This window comes from Thalassovita sp. (assembly GCF_034670005.1).
In the GTDB taxonomy this organism is placed as follows: Bacteria; Pseudomonadota; Alphaproteobacteria; order Rhodobacterales; family Rhodobacteraceae; genus Thalassobius.
In genome coordinates this window covers 633,335-654,653 of record NZ_JAXMOH010000002.1, presented here as the reverse complement: position 1 = coordinate 654,653, position 21,319 = coordinate 633,335, and the positions used below count along the sequence as shown (strand labels likewise).

Annotated in this window: 26 protein-coding genes; all 26 read left to right on the top strand. The window is 60.8% G+C overall.

Going from position 1 to position 21,319, the window contains the following annotated elements:
• Positions 1–79: 79 nt before the first annotated feature.
• Positions 80–2,017 (top strand): biotin carboxylase N-terminal domain-containing protein, encoded by a 1,938-nt coding sequence (locus VOI23_RS07130; RefSeq protein WP_323783529.1) that lies wholly within the window; start codon positions 80–82, stop codon positions 2,015–2,017.
• Complete coding sequence (locus tag VOI23_RS07125) at positions 2,014–2,673, top strand: glutathione S-transferase family protein (protein ID WP_323783527.1); 660 nt, start codon at positions 2,014–2,016, stop codon at positions 2,671–2,673. The genes VOI23_RS07130 and VOI23_RS07125 overlap by 4 nt, the downstream gene beginning before the upstream one ends.
• Positions 2,674–2,676: 3 nt before the next feature.
• Entirely contained in the window at positions 2,677–3,531 is an 855-nt protein-coding gene (locus VOI23_RS07120; RefSeq protein ID WP_323783525.1) for a hydroxymethylglutaryl-CoA lyase, read from the top strand.
• Between the two features lie 43 nt (positions 3,532–3,574).
• Entirely contained in the window at positions 3,575–4,357 is a 783-nt protein-coding gene (locus VOI23_RS07115) for a crotonase/enoyl-CoA hydratase family protein (protein ID WP_323783522.1), read from the top strand.
• A 404-nt stretch (positions 4,358–4,761) separates the two neighbouring features.
• The gene (locus tag VOI23_RS07110; RefSeq protein WP_323783520.1) at positions 4,762–5,127 is read left to right on the top strand and encodes an NADH-quinone oxidoreductase subunit A; all 366 of its coding nucleotides are present in this window, start codon (positions 4,762–4,764) and stop codon (positions 5,125–5,127) included.
• Positions 5,118–5,651: an NADH-quinone oxidoreductase subunit B family protein gene (locus VOI23_RS07105; protein WP_323783518.1), complete on the top strand. Its 534-nt coding sequence runs from the start codon at positions 5,118–5,120 to the stop codon at positions 5,649–5,651. The genes VOI23_RS07110 and VOI23_RS07105 overlap by 10 nt, the downstream gene beginning before the upstream one ends.
• A gap of 19 nt (positions 5,652–5,670) precedes the next feature.
• Entirely contained in the window at positions 5,671–6,276 is a 606-nt protein-coding gene (locus tag VOI23_RS07100) for an NADH-quinone oxidoreductase subunit C (RefSeq protein ID WP_323783516.1), read from the top strand.
• Positions 6,273–6,479, top strand: a complete 207-nt coding sequence (locus VOI23_RS07095; RefSeq protein WP_323783514.1) for a hypothetical protein — start codon at positions 6,273–6,275, stop codon at positions 6,477–6,479. Before VOI23_RS07100 ends, VOI23_RS07095 begins: the two co-directional genes overlap by 4 nt.
• Positions 6,479–7,702 carry an NADH-quinone oxidoreductase subunit D gene (locus VOI23_RS07090; RefSeq protein WP_323783512.1) on the top strand — a complete coding sequence of 408 codons (1,224 nt, stop codon included), beginning with the start codon at positions 6,479–6,481 and terminating at the stop codon, positions 7,700–7,702. The genes VOI23_RS07095 and VOI23_RS07090 overlap by 1 nt, the downstream gene beginning before the upstream one ends.
• Before the next feature lie 37 nt (positions 7,703–7,739).
• A complete protein-coding gene (locus tag VOI23_RS07085) occupies positions 7,740–9,005 on the top strand; it encodes an NADH-quinone oxidoreductase subunit E (protein ID WP_323783510.1) in 1,266 nt (421 codons plus the stop codon).
• 25 nt (positions 9,006–9,030) lie between these two features.
• Positions 9,031–9,396: a hypothetical protein gene (locus tag VOI23_RS07080; RefSeq protein WP_323783509.1), complete on the top strand. Its 366-nt coding sequence runs from the start codon at positions 9,031–9,033 to the stop codon at positions 9,394–9,396.
• A 17-nt stretch (positions 9,397–9,413) separates the two neighbouring features.
• Positions 9,414–9,665: a DUF5337 domain-containing protein gene (locus VOI23_RS07075; protein ID WP_323783508.1), complete on the top strand. Its 252-nt coding sequence runs from the start codon at positions 9,414–9,416 to the stop codon at positions 9,663–9,665.
• Positions 9,666–9,670: 5 nt separating this feature from the next.
• On the top strand, positions 9,671–10,969 hold the full coding sequence (gene nuoF / locus VOI23_RS07070; protein ID WP_323783507.1) for an NADH-quinone oxidoreductase subunit NuoF: 1,299 nt from the start codon (positions 9,671–9,673) through the stop codon (positions 10,967–10,969).
• A gap of 6 nt (positions 10,970–10,975) precedes the next feature.
• Entirely contained in the window at positions 10,976–11,320 is a 345-nt protein-coding gene (locus VOI23_RS07065; protein ID WP_323783506.1) for a hypothetical protein, read from the top strand.
• Between the two features lie 130 nt (positions 11,321–11,450).
• The gene (locus VOI23_RS07060; protein WP_323783505.1) at positions 11,451–11,861 is read left to right on the top strand and encodes a DUF5333 domain-containing protein; all 411 of its coding nucleotides are present in this window, start codon (positions 11,451–11,453) and stop codon (positions 11,859–11,861) included.
• A gap of 6 nt (positions 11,862–11,867) precedes the next feature.
• Positions 11,868–13,880 (top strand): NADH-quinone oxidoreductase subunit NuoG, encoded by a 2,013-nt coding sequence (nuoG, locus tag VOI23_RS07055; protein ID WP_323783503.1) that lies wholly within the window; start codon positions 11,868–11,870, stop codon positions 13,878–13,880.
• On the top strand, positions 13,880–14,272 hold the full coding sequence (locus VOI23_RS07050; RefSeq protein ID WP_323783501.1) for a hypothetical protein: 393 nt from the start codon (positions 13,880–13,882) through the stop codon (positions 14,270–14,272). Before nuoG ends, VOI23_RS07050 begins: the two co-directional genes overlap by 1 nt.
• A gap of 7 nt (positions 14,273–14,279) precedes the next feature.
• The gene (gene nuoH / locus VOI23_RS07045) at positions 14,280–15,320 is read left to right on the top strand and encodes an NADH-quinone oxidoreductase subunit NuoH (protein ID WP_323783499.1); all 1,041 of its coding nucleotides are present in this window, start codon (positions 14,280–14,282) and stop codon (positions 15,318–15,320) included.
• 4 nt (positions 15,321–15,324) lie between these two features.
• Positions 15,325–15,573 (top strand): hypothetical protein, encoded by a 249-nt coding sequence (locus tag VOI23_RS07040; protein WP_323783497.1) that lies wholly within the window; start codon positions 15,325–15,327, stop codon positions 15,571–15,573.
• Between the two features lie 5 nt (positions 15,574–15,578).
• Positions 15,579–16,073 (top strand): NADH-quinone oxidoreductase subunit NuoI, encoded by a 495-nt coding sequence (gene nuoI / locus VOI23_RS07035; protein ID WP_323783495.1) that lies wholly within the window; start codon positions 15,579–15,581, stop codon positions 16,071–16,073.
• Positions 16,070–16,477, top strand: a complete 408-nt coding sequence (locus tag VOI23_RS07030) for a carboxymuconolactone decarboxylase family protein (protein WP_323783493.1) — start codon at positions 16,070–16,072, stop codon at positions 16,475–16,477. The genes nuoI and VOI23_RS07030 overlap by 4 nt, the downstream gene beginning before the upstream one ends.
• A complete protein-coding gene (locus VOI23_RS07025) occupies positions 16,474–17,082 on the top strand; it encodes an NADH-quinone oxidoreductase subunit J (RefSeq protein ID WP_323783491.1) in 609 nt (202 codons plus the stop codon). The genes VOI23_RS07030 and VOI23_RS07025 overlap by 4 nt, the downstream gene beginning before the upstream one ends.
• 34 nt (positions 17,083–17,116) lie before the next feature.
• Positions 17,117–17,263 (top strand): hypothetical protein, encoded by a 147-nt coding sequence (locus tag VOI23_RS07020; protein ID WP_323783489.1) that lies wholly within the window; start codon positions 17,117–17,119, stop codon positions 17,261–17,263.
• 51 nt (positions 17,264–17,314) lie between these two features.
• Positions 17,315–17,620 carry an NADH-quinone oxidoreductase subunit NuoK gene (gene nuoK / locus VOI23_RS07015; protein ID WP_058263414.1) on the top strand — a complete coding sequence of 102 codons (306 nt, stop codon included), beginning with the start codon at positions 17,315–17,317 and terminating at the stop codon, positions 17,618–17,620.
• Positions 17,621–17,625: 5 nt separating this feature from the next.
• Positions 17,626–19,755: an NADH-quinone oxidoreductase subunit L gene (gene nuoL, locus VOI23_RS07010; RefSeq protein ID WP_323783488.1), complete on the top strand. Its 2,130-nt coding sequence runs from the start codon at positions 17,626–17,628 to the stop codon at positions 19,753–19,755.
• Complete coding sequence (locus VOI23_RS07005; protein ID WP_323783486.1) at positions 19,755–21,302, top strand: NADH-quinone oxidoreductase subunit M; 1,548 nt, start codon at positions 19,755–19,757, stop codon at positions 21,300–21,302. The genes nuoL and VOI23_RS07005 overlap by 1 nt, the downstream gene beginning before the upstream one ends.
• Positions 21,303–21,319 lie beyond the last annotated feature (17 nt).

The window sequence follows — 21,319 nt, the reverse complement described above, 5'->3', positions numbered from 1 at the left end:
TTTCTTCTGTTCAGAAATATCCCCGGGGGTCCGGGGGCAGGCAGCCCCCGGTCCGGACCCAAGACAAAGGACCAGACCGATGTTTGACAAGATCCTGATCGCCAATCGTGGTGAAATCGCCTGCCGGGTGGCGCGCAGCGCCCGTGACCTCGGGGTCAAAGTCGTTGCCGTCTATTCCGACGCCGATGCCTCCGCCGCCCATGTCGCCGCTGCCGACGAAGCCGTCCATATCGGCGGATCCGCCCCGGCGGAAAGCTACCTCAAGGGCGACCGCATCATCGAGGCCGCACTGAAAACCGGCGCGCAGGCGATCCATCCCGGCTACGGCTTCCTGTCCGAAAATCCCGATTTCGTCGACGCGGTCGAAGCCGCCGGGCTGACCTTCATCGGCCCGTCGGCGGATGCGATCCGCAAAATGGGTCTGAAGGACGCCGCCAAGGTGCTGATGGAAGCCGCCGGCGTGCCGGTGGTGCCGGGCTATCACGGCTCCAATCAGGACCCCGAACATCTCTCCGGAGCTGCCGATACCATCGGTTACCCGGTGCTGATCAAGGCGGTCGCGGGCGGTGGCGGCAAGGGCATGCGGCTGGTCGAGGACCCCAAAGAGTTCGCCGAGGCGCTGAAAAGCGCCCAAAGCGAAGCGCAGACCTCTTTCGGCAACCCCGATGTGCTGATCGAAAAATGCATCCAGAAACCGCGCCATATCGAGGTGCAGGTTTTTGGCGACGGGCAAACGGCCGTTCATTTGTATGAACGCGATTGTTCGCTGCAGCGCCGCCATCAGAAAGTGATCGAAGAAGCCCCGGCACCGGGCATGACAGCGGAAATGCGCGCTGCGATGGGGCAGGCGGCGGTGCGGGCCGCGCAGGCGATCCAATACAAGGGCGCGGGCACCATCGAATTTATCGTCGACGGCTCGCACGGGCTGCGCCCCGACGGGTTCTGGTTCATGGAAATGAACACCCGGTTGCAAGTCGAACACCCCGTGACCGAAGCGGTGACCGGCATTGATCTGGTCGAATGGCAATTGCGCGTCGCCGCAGGTGAAGCGATGCCGCTCACACAGGATGAAATCCCGCTGACCGGCCACAGTTTCGAAGCCCGGCTTTACGCCGAAGACGTGCCCAAGGGGTTCCTGCCCGCCACCGGCACGCTGGCGCATCTGTCCTTCCCGGCGGGTGCCCGGTCCGATAGCGGTGTGCGTGCCGGCGATGCGATCAGCCCGTTCTACGATCCGATGATTGCCAAGATCATCACGTCCGGCCCGACCCGGGCTGTCGCCCTGTCGCGGATGAAATCGGCTCTGGCGGATTGTCAGGTGGCCGGGACCGTTACCAATCTGCGGTTCCTGTCGGCGCTTTGCGCCCATCCGGGCTTTGCGGCGGGGCAGGTCGATACCGGCCTGATCGGGCGTGACCTTGACGATCTGGTGCAGCAGGCGGTGCCGACACCGCAGCACCTCGCGCTTGCCGCTTTGGCAGCGCTGGGGCTGCTCGACAACGGGGCCGACACCGGTTTCACCCTGTGGGACCCGATGGTGCATCATGTCGCGCTGGAATTCGACGGCGCGGTTTGCGATGCCGATATCCGCAGCTTTGGGCCGGATCGTCACAGCGTGACCATCGACGACGCCACGGTCGACGCCAGCAGCATCGCCGGGCGCTGGATGCTTGATGGCGTTCCCGCCCCCGATGTCGCGGTGAATGGCAACCTGATCACAGTCTTCGCGGAGGCCGGGCTGGGCTTCACCCGGATCGACCCGCTTGATGTCGCCACCAGCGCCACCGGCGACGGCAATCTGATCGAGGCGCCGATGCCCGGTCTGGTCAAGGCGGTCTTTGCCGAAGCCGGTCAACAGGTTCAGGCCGGCGACCGGCTGGCGATCCTCGAAGCGATGAAGATGGAACATGCGCTCCTGGCTGCGCGCGACGGTATCGTGGCCGAGGTGCTGACCGAAACGGGCGCTCAGGTCGAAGCGGGTGCGGCGCTGATCCGGCTGGAGGCAGAAGAGGAATGATCCGTCTGCATTCCATCGCAGGCAGCCGGTCCTTCCGGGTGCTGTGGCTGCTGCACGAACTGGGCGAAGATCCCGAGGTGATCCGTTACGGTATCATCAACGGGTCTCTGCATACAGAAGAGTTCAGGGCGATTTCGCCCGCCCGCCGGGCCCCAGCGCTGGAAATCGACGGCCGGGTGCTTTTTGAAAGCGGCGCCATCGTGCAGTACCTGTGCGAAACGCGCGACGGTCACGGATTGATGCCGGCCCTCGGCGATCCGGAGCGCGCCGATTGGCTGATGTGGCTGCATTATTCGGAAACGCTTGCCTGCCATATCCAGAACCTCAACATGCAGCACCTGTTCTTGCCCGATCCGTCGTCGCGGTCGGTGACGGTAATGGGATTGGAAACCAAGCGTTTGGCGATCACGCTCCAGGGGGTCGAACAGGCCTTGCAGGGTCACGATTACCTGTTGCCATCCGGCTTTTCCGCCGTCGACATCATGATGGGATTCACGCTGGAAAGCGCCTCGCACTACGTCCGGTTCGATCGCTTCCCGAAGCTGTCCGCCTATCGCGACCGGATCGCGGCCCGTCCGGCCTATCGTTCCGCGCAGGACGCCGAAGGGCCGCAGGAATTCTACGACCGCGATTTCTATGAAATGCCCGGGGAGTAAGCGATGAGCGAATACGTCGAAATATTTGAAATGGGTCCGCGCGACGGGTTGCAGAACGAAAAGCGGATGATCCCGACCTCGGAAAAGATCGCGCTGGTCGATTGCCTGTCCGAAGCCGGGTTCAAGCGTATCGAGGTGGCCAGCTTCGTCAGTCCCAAATGGGTGCCACAAATGGCCGACAGCGCCGAGGTGCTGGCGGGGATCACCCGCAAACCGGGCGTGTCCTATGCTGCGCTGACCCCCAACATGAAGGGGCTGGAGCGCGCTCTGGCGGCCAAGGCCGACGAGGTGGCGATTTTCGGATCGGCCTCGGAAGGCTTTTCCAAGGCCAATATCAACGCCACCATCGCCGAAAGCCTGGACCGGTTCGAACCGGTCGTCCATGCCGCGAAAGAGGCCGGAATCCGGGTGCGCGGCTATATTTCCTGCGTCACCGATTGCCCCTATGACGGGTCGACCGACCCGGCGCAGGTGGCCCGCGTGGCCGAGGCACTGGATGCGATGGGCTGCTATGAAATCAGTCTGGGCGACACGATCGGGCAGGGGACACCGGAAACCATCGCGGCGATGCTCGACGCGGTGCTGAGCGTGATCCCGGCGGATCGCCTGGCCGGGCATTACCACGACACGGCGGGCCGGGCGCTGGCCAATATAGAGGTGTCGCTGGAAAAGGGCCTGCGGGTGTTCGACGCTGCCGTTGGGGGCTTGGGCGGTTGCCCTTACGCGCCGGGTGCGGCTGGCAATGTGGCCACCGAGGCGGTGCAGGCGCGGTTGACCGAACTGGGGTATGAAACCGGTCTTGATATCGGGGTGCTGGACCGCGCCGCCGAAATGGCCCGCGCCATGCGGAACGGCTAAGGCAGGAAACGGGCGGGGCACCGCCAAGCGGAGGAGAAACAGGATGAGCGACACAGTAAGCGTGGACCGGGACGGGCGTGGCGTTGCCACCTTGTGGCTGGACCGGGCAGACAAGCATAATGCAATGTCGGCGCAGATGATTGCGGACATTCACGCCGCAGCCGATGAACTGGCAGCGGATGACACGGTGCGCGTGGTGGTTCTGGCCGCCAGGGGCAAAACCTTCTGCGCCGGGGGTGATCTGGGCTGGATGCGGAGCCAGTTCGAAGCCGACCGCGCCACCCGCATGGCCGAGGCGACGAAACTCGCCCGGATGCTTCAGGCGCTCAACACCCTGCCGAAGCCTCTGATCGGCAAGGTGCATGGCAATGCGTTTGGCGGCGGCGTCGGCATGGCCAGCGTTTGTGATATCGCCATCGGGGCCGATAGCGTCACAATGGCGCTGACCGAAACCCGGCTGGGTCTGATCCCGGCCACCATCGGGCCTTATGTCTGTGCCCGGATGGGCGAAGCGCGGGCGCGCCGGGTGTTCATGTCCGGACGACGGTTCAAAGGCCCCGAAGCGGTCGAACTTGGGCTGCTGGCCAAATCCGTTCCAGTCGAAGATCTGGACGCCGCCGTGGAGGCGGAAATCGTCCCCTATCTGGACTGCGCTCCGGGTGCCGTGGCGCGGGCAAAGGCGCTGCTGCGCACCTTGGGGCCGCGCATCGACGAGGCTGTCATCGAACACACCGCCTCCGAACTGGCCGCCTGCTGGGAAGGGGCGGAAGCGCCCGAAGGGATCGGCGCCTTTTTCGATAAACGCAAACCGGCCTGGCAGGGCTGACAGGCAGGGCTGACAGGCGGGACCGGCATCGCCGTTCCTGGTCCGCGAATCTGTCCTGTTGAAATCATCGGCGGCGCCCCCAAGCGGGCGCCGTTTGCCTGTTCTTTCATCCCTTGAATGCCTACATCCGCACCGCCATTGAAAAAGAATCGCTGCCGCCCCGGTTGGTGACTTTGCCATGTCGGCAGACGGAAATTTGTGGGACCGTCAAAAAAACTGATTATCTTTGCTGCGCGACAGCATGGGAAATGCCGCGTGTGCCATTGTATACCGGGAAAAATGCAACATCTTCATTTATTTGAATGTGTCTCCGGTTCGGTTGACCCTGCCAAGGGGCGGGAGTAAACCCTGCCTAGCTAAAGCAGCCTACTGCCTGCGCCCATCCGCGCATGAAAGGAGCCACCGTGGAAGAGATGCTGAGGGAATACCTTCCCATCCTCGTCTTTCTGGCCATTGCGATTGTACTTGGCCTTGTCCTGATCCTCGCCGCCATTGTTATTGCCGTTCGCAACCCGGACCCTGAAAAGGTGTCGGCTTATGAATGTGGCTTCAACGCCTTTGACGACGCGCGGATGAAATTCGATGTCCGGTTCTATCTGGTGTCGATCCTGTTCATCATTTTCGATCTCGAAATTGCCATGCTGTTTCCCTGGGCCGTCGCGTTCAAGGATCTCTCGATGGTCGGGTTCTGGTCGATGATGGTATTCCTCGGCGTGCTGACCGCGGGCTTTGCCTACGAGTGGAAGAAAGGGGCGCTGGAATGGGAGTGATGGCCGGGTCCAATACTGCCGGGATCGACCGCGAGGTCGCCACGCAGGAACTCAACCGCGAACTGCAGGACAAAGGTTTCCTGCTGACCACGGTCGAAGACATCGTCAACTGGGGCCGTACCGGGTCGCTGCACTGGATGACCTTTGGTCTGGCCTGCTGCGCCGTCGAGATGATGCACACTTCGATGCCGCGCTATGACCTGGAACGCTACGGCACCGCACCGCGCGCGTCCCCGCGTCAATCCGACCTGATGATCGTTGCTGGCACCCTGACCAATAAAATGGCACCGGCACTGCGCAAGGTCTATGACCAGATGCCCGAACCGCGCTATGTGATCTCGATGGGGTCCTGCGCCAATGGCGGCGGTTACTACCATTACAGCTATTCGGTCGTGCGTGGCTGCGACCGCGTCGTGCCGGTCGACGTCTATGTGCCCGGCTGCCCGCCGACCGCCGAGGCGCTGATGTATGGCATCATGCAGCTGCAACGCAAAATCCGCCGCACCGGCACGATCGTGCGCTGACGCGGGAGGGACAGAGATTATGACCGAAGCCTTGACCGAACTGGCCACCCATATCGAGCTGAAGCGGCCCGATTGCGTGATTGGCTGGGATATCGCGTATGGCGAGCTGAATATCGACGTGGCCCCGGCCAATATCGTCGATTTCGTCGACTTCCTGAAAACCGACTCGAATTGCAAATTCTCGTCGCTGGTGGATATCACCGCGGTCGATTATCCCGAACGGGCCAAGCGGTTCGACGTGGTCTATCATTTCCTGTCGATGTACCAGAACCACCGGATCCGCCTGCGGGTCTCGGTGCGCGAAAACGACATGGTGCCCTCGATCATTGAAGTGCACCCTTCGGCCAACTGGTTCGAACGCGAAGTGTTCGACATGTTCGGGATCATCTTCTCGGGTCATCCGGACCTGCGTCGTTTGCTGACCGATTACGGTTTCCGTGGTCACCCGCTGCGCAAGGATTTCCCGACCACCGGCTACACCGAAGTACGCTACGATGAAGAATTGAAGCGCGTGGTCTATGAACCGGTGAAGCTGGTTCAGGAATACCGGCAGTTCGATTTCATGAGCCCCTGGGAAGGTGCCAACTACATCCTGCCCGGCGATGAAAAGGGGGAGGCGAAATGATGATAGGCGGTTACGGCATGGGTGGCGGCGGACTTGTCTGGCTCCTGATTATCGGCGCTCTGATCGTGGTGCCGTTCTGGCGGTTGTTGCCGCGGTTCGGCATTCCGAACTGGGTGGCGATCTTCACCATTTTTCCGCTCGTGGCGCTGATCCTGCTTTGGGTCATGGCGTTCAAGAGCGACATTGACGGAGGCACCGCGTAATGGACGGCTCCAAATTTGACGACGGCAGCGTCGACGCGCTGCAGGGCGAACAGCATATCCGCAATTTCAACATCAACTTCGGCCCGCAGCACCCGGCGGCCCACGGCGTGCTGCGCCTTGTGCTGGAACTGGACGGCGAAATCGTCGAACGCTGCGACCCGCATATCGGCCTGCTGCATCGCGGCACCGAGAAGCTGATGGAAAGCCGCACCTACCTGCAAAACCTGCCCTATCTCGACCGCCTCGATTACGTGGCGCCGATGAATCAGGAACATGCGTGGTGTCTGGCAATCGAAAAACTGACCGGTGTAGAAGTACCGCGCCGCGCCAGCCTGATCCGGGTTCTGTACAGCGAAATCGGCCGGGTGTTGAACCACCTGCTGAACGTCACCACGCAGGCGATGGATGTCGGCGCGCTGACCCCGCCGCTCTGGGGCTTCGAAGAACGCGAAAAGCTGATGATCTTCTACGAACGGGCCTGTGGCGCGCGTCTGCATGCGGCCTATTTCCGTCCCGGCGGTGTGCATCAGGACCTGACCGATGAATTGCTCGACGATATCGAAGAATGGGCGCTGGAATTCCCGGCTGTTCTGGACGATATCGACGGGCTTCTGACCGAAAACCGCATTTTCAAACAGCGCAACGCCGATATCGGCGTCGTCACCGAACAGGACATCCTCGAATGGGGTTTCTCGGGCGTGATGGTGCGCGGCTCGGGGCTGGCCTGGGATTTGCGCCGGGCGCAGCCTTACGAATGCTATGACGAATTCGATTTCCAGATTCCGGTCGGCAAGAATGGCGATTGCTATGATCGTTATCTGGTCCGGATGGAAGAAATGCGGCAATCGACCAGCATCATCCGTCAGGCCATCTCGAAACTGCGCGAAACCCCCGGTGACGTGCTGGCGCGCGGGAAACTGACGCCGCCGAAACGCGCCGAGATGAAGCAATCGATGGAAGCCCTGATTCATCACTTCAAACTGTACACCGAAGGCTTCCATGTGCCCGAAGGCGAAGTTTACGCCGCCGTCGAGGCGCCCAAGGGCGAATTCGGCGTCTACCTGAAATCGGACGGGTCCAACAAACCCTACCGCGCCAAGCTGCGCGCCCCGGGCTTCCTGCATCTGCAGGCGATGGACCACGTCAGCACCGGCCACCAACTGGCCGACATCGCCGCCATCATCGGCACCATGGATGTTGTGTTCGGGGAGATCGACCGCTGATGACCGGAATTGAACTGACACTCGGAGCCTGTGCCTGATGCTACGCCGTCTCTATCACGATCAGCCCGAAAGCTTCGCTTTCCTGCCCGAAAACCTGAAATGGGCCGAGGCTCAGATCACCAAATATCCCGCTGGCCGGGCTCAATCGGCGGTCATTCCGCTCTTGTGGCGCGCCCAGGAACAAGAGGGCTGGCTGACCCGCCCCGCCATCGAATATGTCGCTGACATGCTGGGCATGGCGCATATCCGCGCCTTCGAAGTGGCGTCCTTCTATTTCATGTTCCAACTGACCCCGACCGGGTCGGTGGCGCATGTTCAGGTCTGCGGCACCACGTCGTGCATGATCTGCGGCGCGGAAAAGCTGATCGAGGTCTGCAAGGACAAGATCGCGGACAAGCCTTTCACCCTGTCGGCGGATGGCAAATTCACCTGGGAAGAGGTCGAATGTCTGGGCGCCTGTGCCAACGCGCCGATGGTGCAGATCGGCAAGGATTACTACGAAGACCTGACAACCGAACGCTTCGCCGAAATCCTAGACGAATTGTCGGCAGGCAAGGTGCCGGTGCCGGGACCGCAAAACGGTCGTTTTGCCTCGGAACCGAAATCCGGCCTGACCTCGCTGAAAGACTTCGACAGCGGCAAGACCCAGTATAACGCCAGCGCGCAACTGGCGGTCGATCTGGGCGACACAGTCAAGCGGATCGACGGCACCGAAGTGCCGATCCTGACCCCGTGGATGAAGGGCAAGGACGCCGCCGAGGTAGCCTCGGCCAAGACCGCCGAAGCCAAGCCGGCTGCCGCCCCGAAAGCCGAACCGAAGCCCGCAGCCAAGCCTGCCGAACCTGCTGCGCCCGCAACGGCCGCCGCGCCCAAGGTGACGCCATCGGCCAAGTTGGCGGGCGAAGAGGAACTGGCAGGCCGCAAAGGCAGCTGGACCTACGAAAAACCGGCCGGGGCAGCAGCCCCGGCCCCGGCAAAACCCGCCCCCGTGGCGGCTGCTGCCGGTGACGTTGAAGAAACACAGCCCGAATTGCTGGGGGAGGCACGTTCGGGCGGTGCGGACGATCTGAAAATGATCAAAGGGGTTGGACCGAAGCTCGAGCAGTCGCTCAATGAGCTGGGCTTCTATCACTTCGACCAGATCGCCAAATGGACCGAGGCAGAAATTGCCTGGGTGGATAACCGGCTGAAGTTCAAAGGCCGTATCACCCGGGACGACTGGATCGGTCAGGCCAGCGCGCTGGCCAGCGGTGAGGAGACCGAATTTGCAAAGCGGGCCAAGAAGGACGGACTTTACGATTAATCAAAACTGACACAGGGAACACACCATGACCAAGACAACCGATACCACGACCCGCGCATCGCGCGGATGGACCAACGCGGTCCTTGCAGGCCTCATTTCCGGGGGCATTTTCTTGGTTCTGGGCGCGAAGCTGACCCTTGCGGGCATTATCGGCATCGCGGCTTTCCTGATTGTCGGGCTGAATGCGGGACGCAAAACAGCGGCAGATACTTCTGCGGTGACACAGTCAGCAGTCGTCAAAGACACCTCCGTGGCCTCCGAAGCCCCCAAAGCGGCCCCCAAGGCCGCGCCGGCCAAGGCCGCGAAAGTTAAATTGAACACCTTGCTGCCCGGCAGCGAGGAACTGGCGACCCGCAAGGGCAGCTGGAAATACCAAGGACAGGGGGCATAAGCCCCCGCACATGAAACATGAGCGCTAAGAAAAACAAAGCGATGGCTGCGAATGACCGGGACGCGCAAGTGTCCCGCAAAAGCCGCCATATCGCGCTGGTGATTGCCGGTTCGATGCTGCTTTGGCTTGGCGCCAACTGGCTGGGTCGGGCGATGGGATTGCCCGGGCGCTATGCGCTTCTGTTCGACCTGGCTGCGATGGCCGCGCTGATCTATGCGATCATCAACATCTATCAACTCTGGCGTCTGCGCCAGGATGCACAAAGGTAGCACGCATGCTGAAGGACCAGGACCGTATCTTCACCAATATCTACGGGATGCATGACCGCAATCTGGCGGGGGCAAAGGCACGTGGACATTGGGATGGCACCGCCGGCATCATCCAGAAGGGCCGCGACTGGATCGTGGACCAGATGAAGGCATCGGGCCTGCGCGGTCGCGGCGGTGCGGGGTTCCCCACCGGCCTGAAATGGTCCTTCATGCCGAAAGAAAGCGACGGCCGCCCGTCCTATCTGGTGGTCAATGCGGACGAATCCGAACCGGGCACCTGCAAAGACCGCGAAATCATGCGCCACGATCCGCACACGCTGATCGAAGGGTGCCTGATCGCGTCCTTCGCGATGAACGCGAATGCCGCCTATATCTATATCCGTGGCGAATATATCCGCGAACGCGAAGCGCTTCAGGCCGCCATCGACGAAGCCTACGACGCCGGTCTGCTGGGACCGAACGCCGCCGGATCGGGCTGGGATTTCGACCTCTACCTGCATCACGGGGCAGGGGCCTATATCTGCGGCGAAGAAACCGCGCTTCTGGAAAGCCTTGAAGGCAAGAAGGGCATGCCGCGGATGAAACCGCCATTCCCCGCCGGTGCCGGTCTTTACGGTTGCCCGACCACGGTGAACAACGTCGAATCCATCGCAGTGGTGCCGACCATCCTGCGCCGTGGCCCGGAATGGTTCGCCGGTTTTGGCCGCCCCAACAATTCGGGCACCAAGCTGTTCGCGATCTCCGGCCACGTCAACAATCCCTGCGTCGTCGAAGAGGCGATGTCGATCTCCTTCGAGGAACTGATCGAAAAGCATTGCGGCGGCATTCGCGGCGGCTGGGACAACCTGTTGGCGGTAATCCCCGGCGGATCCTCGGTGCCTTGCGTGCGCGGTGAAAACATGCGCGACGCGATCATGGATTTCGATTACCTGCGTGGCGAACTGGGCTCCGGCCTTGGCACTGCGGCGGTGATCGTGATGGATAAATCCACCGATATCGTCAAAGCGATCTGGCGCCTGTCGAAATTCTACAAGCACGAAAGCTGCGGTCAGTGTACGCCCTGCCGCGAAGGCACCGGCTGGATGATGCGGGTGATGGACCGGCTGGTCAAAGGCGAAGCCGAACCGGAAGAAATCGACATGCTGTGGGATGTGACCAAGCAGGTCGAAGGCCACACGATCTGCGCCCTTGGCGACGCGGCGGCCTGGCCGATCCAGGGCCTGATCCGCAACTTCCGCGAGGAAATCGAAGACCGCATCAAGGCGCAGAAAACCGGCCGCACCGGCTCGATGGCGGCGGAGTAACGGGGAATGCGGGGCGCTTTCATCCTTCTTCTGACGGCAGGGTTGCTGGCCGGGTGCGGTGTGCGGGATAAGATCCAGGGCGCCAATAGCCGCGTGGCCTTTGACGGGATGTATTTCAAGGCCCGTCTGAACGCCGACAAGGATGACAAGATGGCCTTCACCATCTCGGTCGCCCCGGTGTCTCAGGGTTTGGACCCCGCACGCGAAGCAGGCCGCTACGAAGCGACCAAGTATTGCGTTTCCGAATTCGGCAATTCCGAAGTCGACTGGTCCGCCGGACCGGATGCAAAAGCCGAAAATCTGACCATTGCCGACGACACGCTACAGTTGGCGGGGCGGTGTTTGGGATGAACGGTTTCGCCGTCATATCAACGCGTTACACGGGCTGTTATTGCATAACAGTCGGGTGCAAACGCATCTCTGACCGGGGCGCGCGCCGCAAAGCGGCGCGGATCGTCCCGATCTGCAAAGGAGATGCGATATGAAAATGATCCCGATGAGCGCGCTGGCTTTGGGGCTGGTTCTGACCACTGCGGCAAGCGCCGAGGCAAAACTGCCGCTGCGCGATGTGCCTAAGATTGATAACAATATGCTGTGGGTGGCTCTGGCCATCGAAATCAGCGACAAATGCGACCAAATCAAGCCGCGCACCCTGAAGGGGCTGCTGTTCCTCAATTCGCTGAAGAACACCGCCAGGGCGATGGGCTACAGCGACGCGGAAATCAAAGAATACGTCAAAAGCGATGAAGAAAAGGCCCGCATGCGCGACCGCGGCGAAGCCTATGTGAAATCCAAGGGGTTGAACCCCGCCGATACTGGCGATCTGTGCACTCTCGGCCATGCCGAAATCGCGCAAAACAGCCAAGTCGGTGTCCTGTTGAAAGCAAAGTGAGGCCAGATGTCGGACCTACGCAAGATCGTCATCGATGACCAGGAGATCGAAGTTGAAGGGGCAATGACCCTGATTCAGGCTTGTGAACAGGCCGGGGTGGAAATCCCGCGCTTCTGTTACCACGAACGCCTGTCGATTGCTGGCAACTGCCGGATGTGTCTTGTCGAAGTGGTCGGCGGCCCGCCGAAACCGGCAGCAAGCTGCGCCATGCAGGTGCGCGATCTGCGCCCCGGTCCCGAAGGCCAGCCGCCAGTGGTGAAAACCAATTCGCCGATGGTGAAAAAGGCCCGCGAAGGCGTGATGGAATTCCTGCTGATCAACCATCCGCTGGATTGCCCGATCTGCGATCAGGGCGGTGAATGCGACCTGCAGGATCAGGCGATGGCTTACGGTGTCGATTTTTCCCGCTACCGCGAACCGAAACGGGCGTCAGAGGATCTGAATCTCGGCCCGCTGGTCGAAACCCACATGACCCGCTGCATTTCCTGCACCCGTTGCGTGCGCTTCACTTCCGAAGTCGCCGGCATCACCCAGATGGGCCAGACCGGGCGCGGCGAAGACAGCGAAATCACCTCTTATCTGGGCGAAACGCTCGACAGCAACATGCAGGGCAACATCATCGACCTGTGCCCGGTCGGCGCGCTGGTCAGCAAACCCTATGCTTTTACCGCCCGTCCGTGGGAACTGACTAAGACCGAAACCATCGACGTGATGGATGCGCTTGGTTCGAACATCCGGGTCGATACCAAGGGCCGCGAAGTCATGCGCATCCTGCCGCGCAACCATGACGGCGTGAACGAAGAATGGATTTCCGACAAGACCCGCTTCATCTGGGACGGTCTGCGCCGCCAGCGTCTCGACACGCCCTATATCCGTGAAAACGGCAAGCTGCGCAAAGCCAGCTGGGGCGAAGCCCTGACAGCCGCCGCCGCCGCGATGAAGGGCAAGAAAGTCGCCGCTCTGGTCGGCGATCTGGCCCCGGTCGAAGCCGTGTTCGCGCTGAAACAGATGGTCGAAGGGCTGGACGGCAGCATCGAATGCCGCACCAACGGCGCGGTACTGCCTGCCGGCAACCGGTCGGCCTATGTCGGCACGGCGGCGATCGAAGACATCGATACGGCCAGGGAAATCTACCTGATCGGGTCGAACCCGCGGGTTGAGGCGCCGGTGCTGAATTCCCGCGTTCGCAAGGCGTGGATCAACGGTGCCAACGTGCATGTCATCGGCACCGAAGGCATGGACCTGACCTATGATTACGAATGGCACGGTCCCGGTCGCAAACCGCTGAACGAACTCGCCGACAAGGTCGCGGCGACCGAAGGCGCGCTTGTCATCGTCGGTCAGGGCGCGATCACCGAAGGCGACGGCGCTGCCGTGCTCGGCCGCGCGATGCAACTGACCGAAAAACTGGGCGGCAAGATGATGGTGCTGCACACCGCTGCTTCCCGCGTCGGCGCGATGGATCTGGGTGCCGTGACCCAAGGCGGCATGACCGCAGCGCTGGACGGCGCCGAAGTGGTCTATAACCTTGGTGCCGACGAGATCGATATCGCCGAAGGCCCCTTCGTGATCTATCAGGGCAGTCATGGCGATCGCGGCGCACATCGTGCCGACGTGATCCTGCCGGGTGCCGCCTATACCGAAGAAAACGGTCTGTTCGTCAACACCGAAGGCCGCCCACAGCTGGCCCTGCGTGCCGGGTTCGCCCCGGGCGAGGCCAAGGAAAACTGGGCGATCCTGCGGGCGCTGTCGGCGGAACTGGGCGCCGCGCTGCCCTATGACAGCCTGGCCCAATTGCGTCAGGCGCTGGTCGCTGAGGTGCCGCATCTGAAACAGATCGACCAGGTGATCGAAAACGACTGGCAGCCGCTTGAGGTGACCAAACTGAAACCGGCCGCCTTCGTTGAGGCGATTGCCGATTTCTACCTGACCAACCCGATTGCGCGGGCGAGCCAGCTGATGGCGGAACTTTCGGCCAACAGCAAGGCGCGTGGCGCAACCAAGGTGGCCGCCGAGTGATGAAACGGGCCGCGTTCATATCCCTTCTGGCGGCGCTGCCAATCGCCGGTTGCGTCGAGGCGCAGCCGGAACAGATGGCATTCCGCCCGGATTACAAGGGCGTTGAAACGCGGCTTCTCGAAGGCGATCTTGTCGGCTTCGTGGTGGTAATGACCGGCGCCCGTTCGGGCGAAGATGTAGCGGATTATGCACAATGCGCGGCTGCGCAATATACGCTGATCCGGGGATATGGCTTCGCGCGTCACTTGCGCACGAATGTCGATGAAACAGGCGGCCTGTGGCGCGCAGATGCGATCTATACCATCTCGCCCGCGCTGCCCCGCGGATCTAAGACGATAGACGCCGAAGTCGTCGTCGCGCATTGCGCGGAAAACGGAATACCGATGGTGTGAGGACCAAATGGCAGATTTCTTTGCGAACACATATCTAGGCATGGCGCTGGTGATCATCGGACAGGTGTTCCTGCTCGTCATTCCGCTTTTGGTGGCTCTGGCCTTCCTGATGTATGCCGACCGTAAAATCTGGGCCGCCGTGCAGATGCGTCGCGGTCCCAACGTGGTGGGCGTTTTCGGTCTGCTGCAAAGTTTTGCGGACTTTCTGAAATACATCGTGAAAGAGGTCGTCTTTCCCGCCGGGGCCGACAAGGTGGTTTTCCTGCTGGCCCCGATGATCAGCCTTGTGATGGCTCTGATCGCCTGGGCGGTGATCCCGTTCAACGATGGTTGGGTGATCAGCGATATCAACGTCGCCATCCTCTATGTCTTCGCGATCTCTTCGCTGGAAGTTTACGGCGTAATCATGGGCGGCTGGGCGTCGAACTCGAAATACCCGTTCCTGGGCAGCCTGCGCTCTGCCGCGCAGATGATTTCCTACGAAGTCTCCATCGGTCTGATCATCATTGGCGTGATCATCTCGACCGGTTCGATGAATTTCGGTGACATCGTGCAGGCACAGGATGGCTCTTACGGGCTGTTCAGCTGGTACTGGCTGCCGCATTTCCCGATGCTGTTTTTGTTCTTCATCTCGGCGCTGGCCGAAACCAACCGTCCGCCGTTTGACCTGCCCGAAGCAGAAAGCGAACTGGTCGCCGGCTATCAGGTCGAATACAGCTCGACCCCGTTCCTGCTGTTTATGATCGGCGAACTGGTGGCGGTGGTGCTGATGTGCGCGCTGACCACGCTGCTGTTCTTCGGCGGCTGGCTGTCGCCGATCCCGGGCCTGCCCGACGGCATCCTGTGGATGGTGGGCAAGATGTGCTTCGTCTTCTTCATCTTCTCAATGGTCAAGGCGATCACGCCGCGTTACCGCTATGACCAGCTGATGCGCATTGGCTGGAAAGTGTTCCTGCCGATGTCGCTGGGCTGGGTGGTGATCGTGGCGTTCCTTGCAAAATTCGAAGCCTTCGGCGGCGCCTATGCCCGCTGGGCGATTGGGGGCTGATTAAATGACCTCATTCACTAAATTCTACTCCTACTCCCGGAATGATCTGGATTTTACTATTTGGCGACATGATGGCCGCTTCTTGCTGACAGAACAAAATGAAAATCTGGGACACCACGAGACTTTAGATGATGCCATCAAAGTTGCTGTAGAAGGTAAAAAGCTTGAAGGCGTAAACGATAAAATCCTTGAGGATTTGGCGAACTTAGACAACTGGACCAACGGCCTCCAAGTCCTGTCTGGAGCGGAGTAAACAAGATGACTCAGATCGATTACGGCCGCGCGGCCAAATACTTCCTGCTGGCGGATTTCGTCAAAGGCTTCCGGCTGGGGCTGAAATACTTCTTCGCCCCCAAGGCGACGCTGAACTACCCGCATGAAAAGGGCCCGCTGAGCCCGCGCTTCCGCGGCGAACACGCGCTGCGCCGCTATCCCAACGGGGAAGAGCGCTGCATCGCCTGCAAACTGTGCGAAGCGATCTGCCCGGCGCAGGCGATCACCATCGACGCCGAACCGCGCGACGATGGCAGCCGCCGCACCACGCGCTATGACATCGACATGACCAAATGCATCTATTGCGGCTTCTGTCAGGAAGCCTGCCCGGTCGATGCCATCGTCGAGGGTCCGAATTTCGAATTCGCCACCGAAACCCGCGAAGAACTGTTCTACGACAAGGCAAAACTGCTGGAAAACGGCGACCGCTGGGAAGCCGAGATTGCCCGCAACCTCGAACTGGATGCACCGTACCGATGAGCGATCCCACCAACCCTTTCGAACTGATGATGAAACAGGCCCAGGCGATGGCGAAAGCCATGAACCCTGCGCTGGAATCCTTTTCACCGAAAGGGTTCGAAACGCTGTGGCCGACCATGCCCAAGGACATGATGGAAATGGCCTTTGGCAAGGGCATCAGCAAGGACGGGCTGGATGCGAAAACCCGGCTGCTGCTGACGCTGGCAGGGCTGGTGATGCAGGGTGCGCAAAATGAAACCGGCATCCGGATGACCGTGCGCCACGCGCTGGAATCCGGGGCCACCAAGGATGAAATCGCCGAAACCATCGCGCAGATGTCGATGTTTGCCGGCATTCCCGCCATGACCAAGGGCATGGAACTGGCCCGTGAGATCATGGACGATAAAGAGGATAAAGAAACATGACGATTGCAGCGCTGGCATTCTATCTGTTCGCGATCTGCGCCATCGCCGGGGGGCTGTTCACCGTGATCAGCCGCAACCCGGTGCATTCGGTGCTGTGGCTGATCCTGGCATTCCTGTCTTCGGCGGGGCTGTTCGTGTTGTTGGGGGCGGAATTCGTCGCCATGCTTCTGATCATTGTCTATGTGGGGGCAGTCATGGTGCTGTTCCTGTTCGTGGTGATGATGCTGGATGTCGATTTCGCCGAACTGAAGGCGGAAATGGCGAAATACCTGCCCTTGGCGCTGCTGATCGGGGTCATCCTGCTGATGCAATTCGCCATGGCTTACGGTGCCTGGGATTACGCTGAACACGCCGTTGACGCGCGGGCCGCGGTGACGCCGGACGGGGTGACCAACACGGCCGCTCTGGGGATGCTGCTTTACGACAAATATTTCCTGCTGTTCCAACTGGCCGGGTTGATCCTGCTGGTGGCGATGATCGGGGCCATCGTGCTGACCCTGCGCCATCGCAGCAATATCAAGCGCCAGAACGTGCTGCACCAGATGTGGCGCGATCCGGCCAAGGCGATGGAACTGAAGGACGTGAAACCGGGGCAGGGGTTGTGATCCCCGCCCGCTCCGCCGGCATCGGACTGGCGGTATGATGATCGATCTGATCGTCCTGGCCAAATCGGCTATCGGGTCGGTCGGGGCAGCGGCAATCGCTGCGATCTGGATTGTAAAGGCGGGGCTCGGTTGGGTCGTGCTGCGCTGGTGGCGGTCGCGCCGCAACGGCGAACTGGAATAAACGGGGCTCTGGCTCCAGAGAGAAGACGGGCACAGGCCCGGAGGGACAGACATGATAGGAATTGAACATTACCTGACGGTGGCCGCCGCGCTGTTCGTCATCGGCATCTTCGGTCTCTTCCTGAACCGGAAGAACATTATCATCCTGCTGATGTCGATCGAACTGATGCTGCTGGCGGTGAATATCAACCTCGTCGCCTTTTCCAGCTTTCTCGGCGATCTGGTCGGACAGGTCTTTACGCTCTTCGTGCTGACCGTGGCCGCCGCCGAGGCCGCCATCGGGCTGGCGATCCTGGTCTGCTTCTTCCGAAACCGCGGCACCATCGACGTCGAAGACGTCAACGTGATGAAAGGCTGAGCCAGATGGAAACGATCATTCTTTTCGCCCCGCTCGTCGGCTCGCTGATCGCCGGTTTCGGCTGGCGCGTCATTTCCGAGAAGGGCGCGCAATATCTCACCACCGGCCTGCTGTTTCTGGCCTGCCTGCTGTCGTGGGTGGTGTTCCTCACCCATGATCCGGCAGTGGTGAAACACATCCATGTCCTCGACTTCATCCAGTCGGGCAGCCTCAGCACCGAATGGTCGATCCGGCTCGACCGGCTGACCTCGATCATGCTGATCGTGGTTACCACCGTGTCGGCGCTGGTCCATCTCTACAGCTTCGGCTACATGGCGCATGACGAAAACTGGGGCGAAGGCGAAAGCTACAAGGCGCGCTTCTTCGCCTACCTGTCCTTCTTCACCTTCGCCATGCTGATGCTGGTGACTGCCGACAATCTGGTGCAGATGTTCTTCGGCTGGGAAGGCGTGGGCGTCGCGTCCTACCTGCTGATCGGCTTCTATTACAAGAAACCCAGCGCCAACGCCGCCGCGATCAAGGCTTTCGTGGTCAACCGGGTTGGCGATTTCGGTTTCGCTCTGGGCATTTTTGGCCTGTTCTACCTGACCGACAGTATCCGGTTTGACGATGTCTTCGCCTCGGCTTCGCAACTGGCCGAAACCCAGATCAGCTTCCTGTGGTCCGAATGGAACGCCGCGAACCTTCTGGCCTTCCTGCTGTTCGTCGGCGCGATGGGCAAATCGGCACAACTGTTCCTGCACACATGGCTGCCCGACGCGATGGAAGGCCCGACCCCGGTGTCGGCGCTGATCCACGCCGCGACCATGGTGACCGCCGGTGTGTTCCTTGTCTGCCGGATGTCGCCGCTGATGGAATACGCGCCCGAAGCGACGGCCTTCATCACCTTCCTCGGGGCGACCACCGCATTCGTCGCGGCCACCATCGGTCTGGTGCAGAACGACATCAAACGGGTGATCGCCTATTCGACCATGTCGCAGCTCGGCTACATGTTCGTCGCCGCCGGTGTTGGCGTCTATTCGGTCGCCATGTTCCACCTGCTGACCCACGCCTTCTTCAAGGCGATGCTGTTCCTTGGCGCCGGGTCGGTGATCCACGGCATGCATCACGAACAGGACATGCGGAATTACGGAAATCTGCGCAAAAAGCTGCCCTATACCTTCTGGGCGATGATGATCGGCACATTGGCCATCACCGGGGTCGGCATTCCGCTGACCGGCTGGATCGGCTTTGCCGGCTTCGTGTCCAAGGACGCCATCATCGAAAGCGCCTGGGCGGGCACCCAAGGCGGCTATGCCTTCTGGATGCTGGTCATCGCGGCGCTGTTCACCAGCTTCTACAGCTGGCGGCTGATGTTCCTGACCTTCTACGGCGAAGCCCGCGGCAACAAGCATACCCATGATCATGCGCATGAAAGCCCGACCGTGATGCTGGTGCCGCTGGGCGTGCTGGCGCTTGGCTCTGTCTTCGCGGGGATGATCTGGTACGGGTCGTTCTTTGGCGACCACAACAAGGTCAATGCCTTCTTTGGTATCCCGGCGCATCACGAAGCAATGGCCGAAGGCGAAACTGCCGGTCATGGCGACGCAGCGGATTCCCACGCCGCAGCGGATACCGGACATGGCGAGGCTGCCCCGGCAGCGGCGCAAGAACACGCCGCCGCGATGGATCACGGCATGGCTCCACAGGGCGCGATCTTCATGCATCCCGACAACACGGTGTTGAATGACGCGCACCACTCGCCGACCTGGGTCAAGATCAGCCCGTTCATCGCGATGGTTCTCGGGTTCTTGATTGCCGTGTGGTTCTATATCTGGAACCCGTCTCTGCCCGCCAAAGTGGCCGAAACCAATCGTCCGCTTTATCTGTTCCTGCTGAACAAGTGGTATTTCGACGAAATCTACGATTTCCTCTTTGTTCAGCCCGCCAAGATGATCGGCCGCTTCCTGTGGAAACGCGGTGACGGCAATGTCATCGACGGCACCATCAATGGCGTGGCGATGGGGATCATTCCCTTCTTCACCCGCCTCGCGGGCCGGGCGCAATCCGGTTACATCTTCACTTATGCCTTTGCCATGGTGATCGGCATCGTGGTGCTGATCACCTGGATGACGCTCAGCGGAGGAGCGCACTAATGAACGACAGTCTGCTCTCTCTGGTCACCTTCCTGCCTGCGCTGGCGGCGGCGATCCTCGCCATCTTCCTGCGCGGCGAAGATGCGGCCGCGCAACGCAACGCCAAATGGCTGGCGCTGATCGCCACCGTGGTCACCTTCCTGGTGTCGTTGTTCATCCTCGCTGAATTCGATCCGGCCAATACCGGCTTCCAATATGTCGAAGAACGCGAATGGCTGATGGGCCTGAAATACAAGATGGGGGTCGACGGTATCTCGGTTCTGTTCGTGATGCTGACGACTTTCATGATGCCGCTGACCATCTGGGCCAGCTGGGGCGTGGAAAAGCGGGTCAAGGAATACATGATCGCCTTCCTGCTTCTGGAAACGCTGATGCTGGGCGTGTTCATGGCGCTGGATCTGGTGCTGTTCTACCTGTTTTTTGAGGCGGGCCTGATCCCGATGTTCCTGATCATCGGCATCTGGGGCGGCAAGAACCGGATCTATGCCAGCTTCAAGTTTTTCCTTTATACCTTCCTCGGCTCGGTGCTGATGCTGGTGGCGATGGTGGCAATGTATGCCGATGCCGGTACCACCGACATTCCGACGCTGATGAACCATCAATTCGCCTCCGACAGTTTCGGCATTCTGGGTATTCAGGTGGTGGGCGGTTTGCAAACCATGCTGTTCCTGGCCTTCTTTGCCAGCTTCGCGGTGAAAATGCCGATGTGGCCGGTGCATACCTGGCTGCCCGACGCGCACGTGCAGGCGCCGACCGCCGGGTCGGTCGTGCTGGCCGCGATCCTGTTGAAAATGGGCGGCTACGGCTTCCTGCGGTTCAGCCTGCCGATGTTCCCGGTGGGGGCGGACGTGCTGACACCGCTGGTGTTCTGGATGTCGGCCATCGCCATCGTCTACACGTCGCTCGTCGCGCTGGTGCAGGAAGATATGAAGAAACTGATCGCCTATTCTTCGGTCGCCCATATGGGGTACGTGACGATGGGGATCTTCGCGGCGAACCAGCAGGGGATCGACGGCGCGATCTTCCAGATGCTCAGCCACGGCTTCATCTCGGGGGCGCTGTTCCTCTGCGTTGGGGTGATCTATGACCGGATGCATACCCGCGACATCGACGCCTATGGCGGTCTGGTGAACCGGATGCCGGCCTATGCGCTGATCTTCATGTTCTTTACCATGGCCAATGTCGGCCTGCCGGGGACTTCTGGGTTTATCGGCGAATTCCTGGTGCTGATGGGGATTTTCCAGGTCAACACCTGGGTGGCGGCTGTTGCGACCTCTGGCGTGATCCTGTCGGCGTCCTATGCGCTTTGGCTTTATCGCCGGGTGGTGTTCGGCGATCTGATCAAGGAAAGCCTGAAAACCATTCAGGACATGAGCCCGCGGGAAAAAGGCATCTTTGCCCCGCTGGTGGCGATGACCCTGCTCTTGGGCGTCTATCCGTCGCTTGTCACCGATATCATCGGTCCCTCGGTCGAGGCGCTGATTCACAACCATGACCTGGCTCTTGCGGACGCGTCCCACGCGACCCAAGTCGCCGCATCGCATTAAAACGGGAGCCCTGAGAG

What these genes read in the sequence shown, in the direction of transcription:
- VOI23_RS07130 (WP_323783529.1), top strand. Translation starts at nt 80, where the DNA reads ATGTTTGACAAGATCCTGATCGCCAATCGTGGTGAAATCGCCTGCCGG.
- VOI23_RS07125 (WP_323783527.1), top strand. Translation starts at nt 2,014, where the DNA reads ATGATCCGTCTGCATTCCATCGCAGGCAGCCGGTCCTTCCGGGTGCTG.
- VOI23_RS07120 (WP_323783525.1), top strand. Translation starts at nt 2,677, where the DNA reads ATGAGCGAATACGTCGAAATATTTGAAATGGGTCCGCGCGACGGGTTG.
- VOI23_RS07115 (WP_323783522.1), top strand. Translation starts at nt 3,575, where the DNA reads ATGAGCGACACAGTAAGCGTGGACCGGGACGGGCGTGGCGTTGCCACC.
- VOI23_RS07105 (WP_323783518.1), top strand. Translation starts at nt 5,118, where the DNA reads ATGGGAGTGATGGCCGGGTCCAATACTGCCGGGATCGACCGCGAGGTC.
- VOI23_RS07100 (WP_323783516.1), top strand. Translation starts at nt 5,671, where the DNA reads ATGACCGAAGCCTTGACCGAACTGGCCACCCATATCGAGCTGAAGCGG.
- VOI23_RS07095 (WP_323783514.1), top strand. Translation starts at nt 6,273, where the DNA reads ATGATGATAGGCGGTTACGGCATGGGTGGCGGCGGACTTGTCTGGCTC.
- VOI23_RS07090 (WP_323783512.1), top strand. Translation starts at nt 6,479, where the DNA reads ATGGACGGCTCCAAATTTGACGACGGCAGCGTCGACGCGCTGCAGGGC.
- VOI23_RS07085 (WP_323783510.1), top strand. Translation starts at nt 7,740, where the DNA reads ATGCTACGCCGTCTCTATCACGATCAGCCCGAAAGCTTCGCTTTCCTG.
- VOI23_RS07080 (WP_323783509.1), top strand. Translation starts at nt 9,031, where the DNA reads ATGACCAAGACAACCGATACCACGACCCGCGCATCGCGCGGATGGACC.
- VOI23_RS07075 (WP_323783508.1), top strand. Translation starts at nt 9,414, where the DNA reads ATGAGCGCTAAGAAAAACAAAGCGATGGCTGCGAATGACCGGGACGCG.
- nuoF (WP_323783507.1), top strand. Translation starts at nt 9,671, where the DNA reads ATGCTGAAGGACCAGGACCGTATCTTCACCAATATCTACGGGATGCAT.
- VOI23_RS07065 (WP_323783506.1), top strand. Translation starts at nt 10,976, where the DNA reads ATGCGGGGCGCTTTCATCCTTCTTCTGACGGCAGGGTTGCTGGCCGGG.
- VOI23_RS07060 (WP_323783505.1), top strand. Translation starts at nt 11,451, where the DNA reads ATGAAAATGATCCCGATGAGCGCGCTGGCTTTGGGGCTGGTTCTGACC.
- nuoG (WP_323783503.1), top strand. Translation starts at nt 11,868, where the DNA reads ATGTCGGACCTACGCAAGATCGTCATCGATGACCAGGAGATCGAAGTT.
- VOI23_RS07050 (WP_323783501.1), top strand. Translation starts at nt 13,880, where the DNA reads ATGAAACGGGCCGCGTTCATATCCCTTCTGGCGGCGCTGCCAATCGCC.
- nuoH (WP_323783499.1), top strand. Translation starts at nt 14,280, where the DNA reads ATGGCAGATTTCTTTGCGAACACATATCTAGGCATGGCGCTGGTGATC.
- VOI23_RS07040 (WP_323783497.1), top strand. Translation starts at nt 15,325, where the DNA reads ATGACCTCATTCACTAAATTCTACTCCTACTCCCGGAATGATCTGGAT.
- nuoI (WP_323783495.1), top strand. Translation starts at nt 15,579, where the DNA reads ATGACTCAGATCGATTACGGCCGCGCGGCCAAATACTTCCTGCTGGCG.
- VOI23_RS07030 (WP_323783493.1), top strand. Translation starts at nt 16,070, where the DNA reads ATGAGCGATCCCACCAACCCTTTCGAACTGATGATGAAACAGGCCCAG.
- VOI23_RS07025 (WP_323783491.1), top strand. Translation starts at nt 16,474, where the DNA reads ATGACGATTGCAGCGCTGGCATTCTATCTGTTCGCGATCTGCGCCATC.
- VOI23_RS07020 (WP_323783489.1), top strand. Translation starts at nt 17,117, where the DNA reads ATGATGATCGATCTGATCGTCCTGGCCAAATCGGCTATCGGGTCGGTC.
- nuoK (WP_058263414.1), top strand. Translation starts at nt 17,315, where the DNA reads ATGATAGGAATTGAACATTACCTGACGGTGGCCGCCGCGCTGTTCGTC.
- nuoL (WP_323783488.1), top strand. Translation starts at nt 17,626, where the DNA reads ATGGAAACGATCATTCTTTTCGCCCCGCTCGTCGGCTCGCTGATCGCC.
- VOI23_RS07005 (WP_323783486.1), top strand. Translation starts at nt 19,755, where the DNA reads ATGAACGACAGTCTGCTCTCTCTGGTCACCTTCCTGCCTGCGCTGGCG.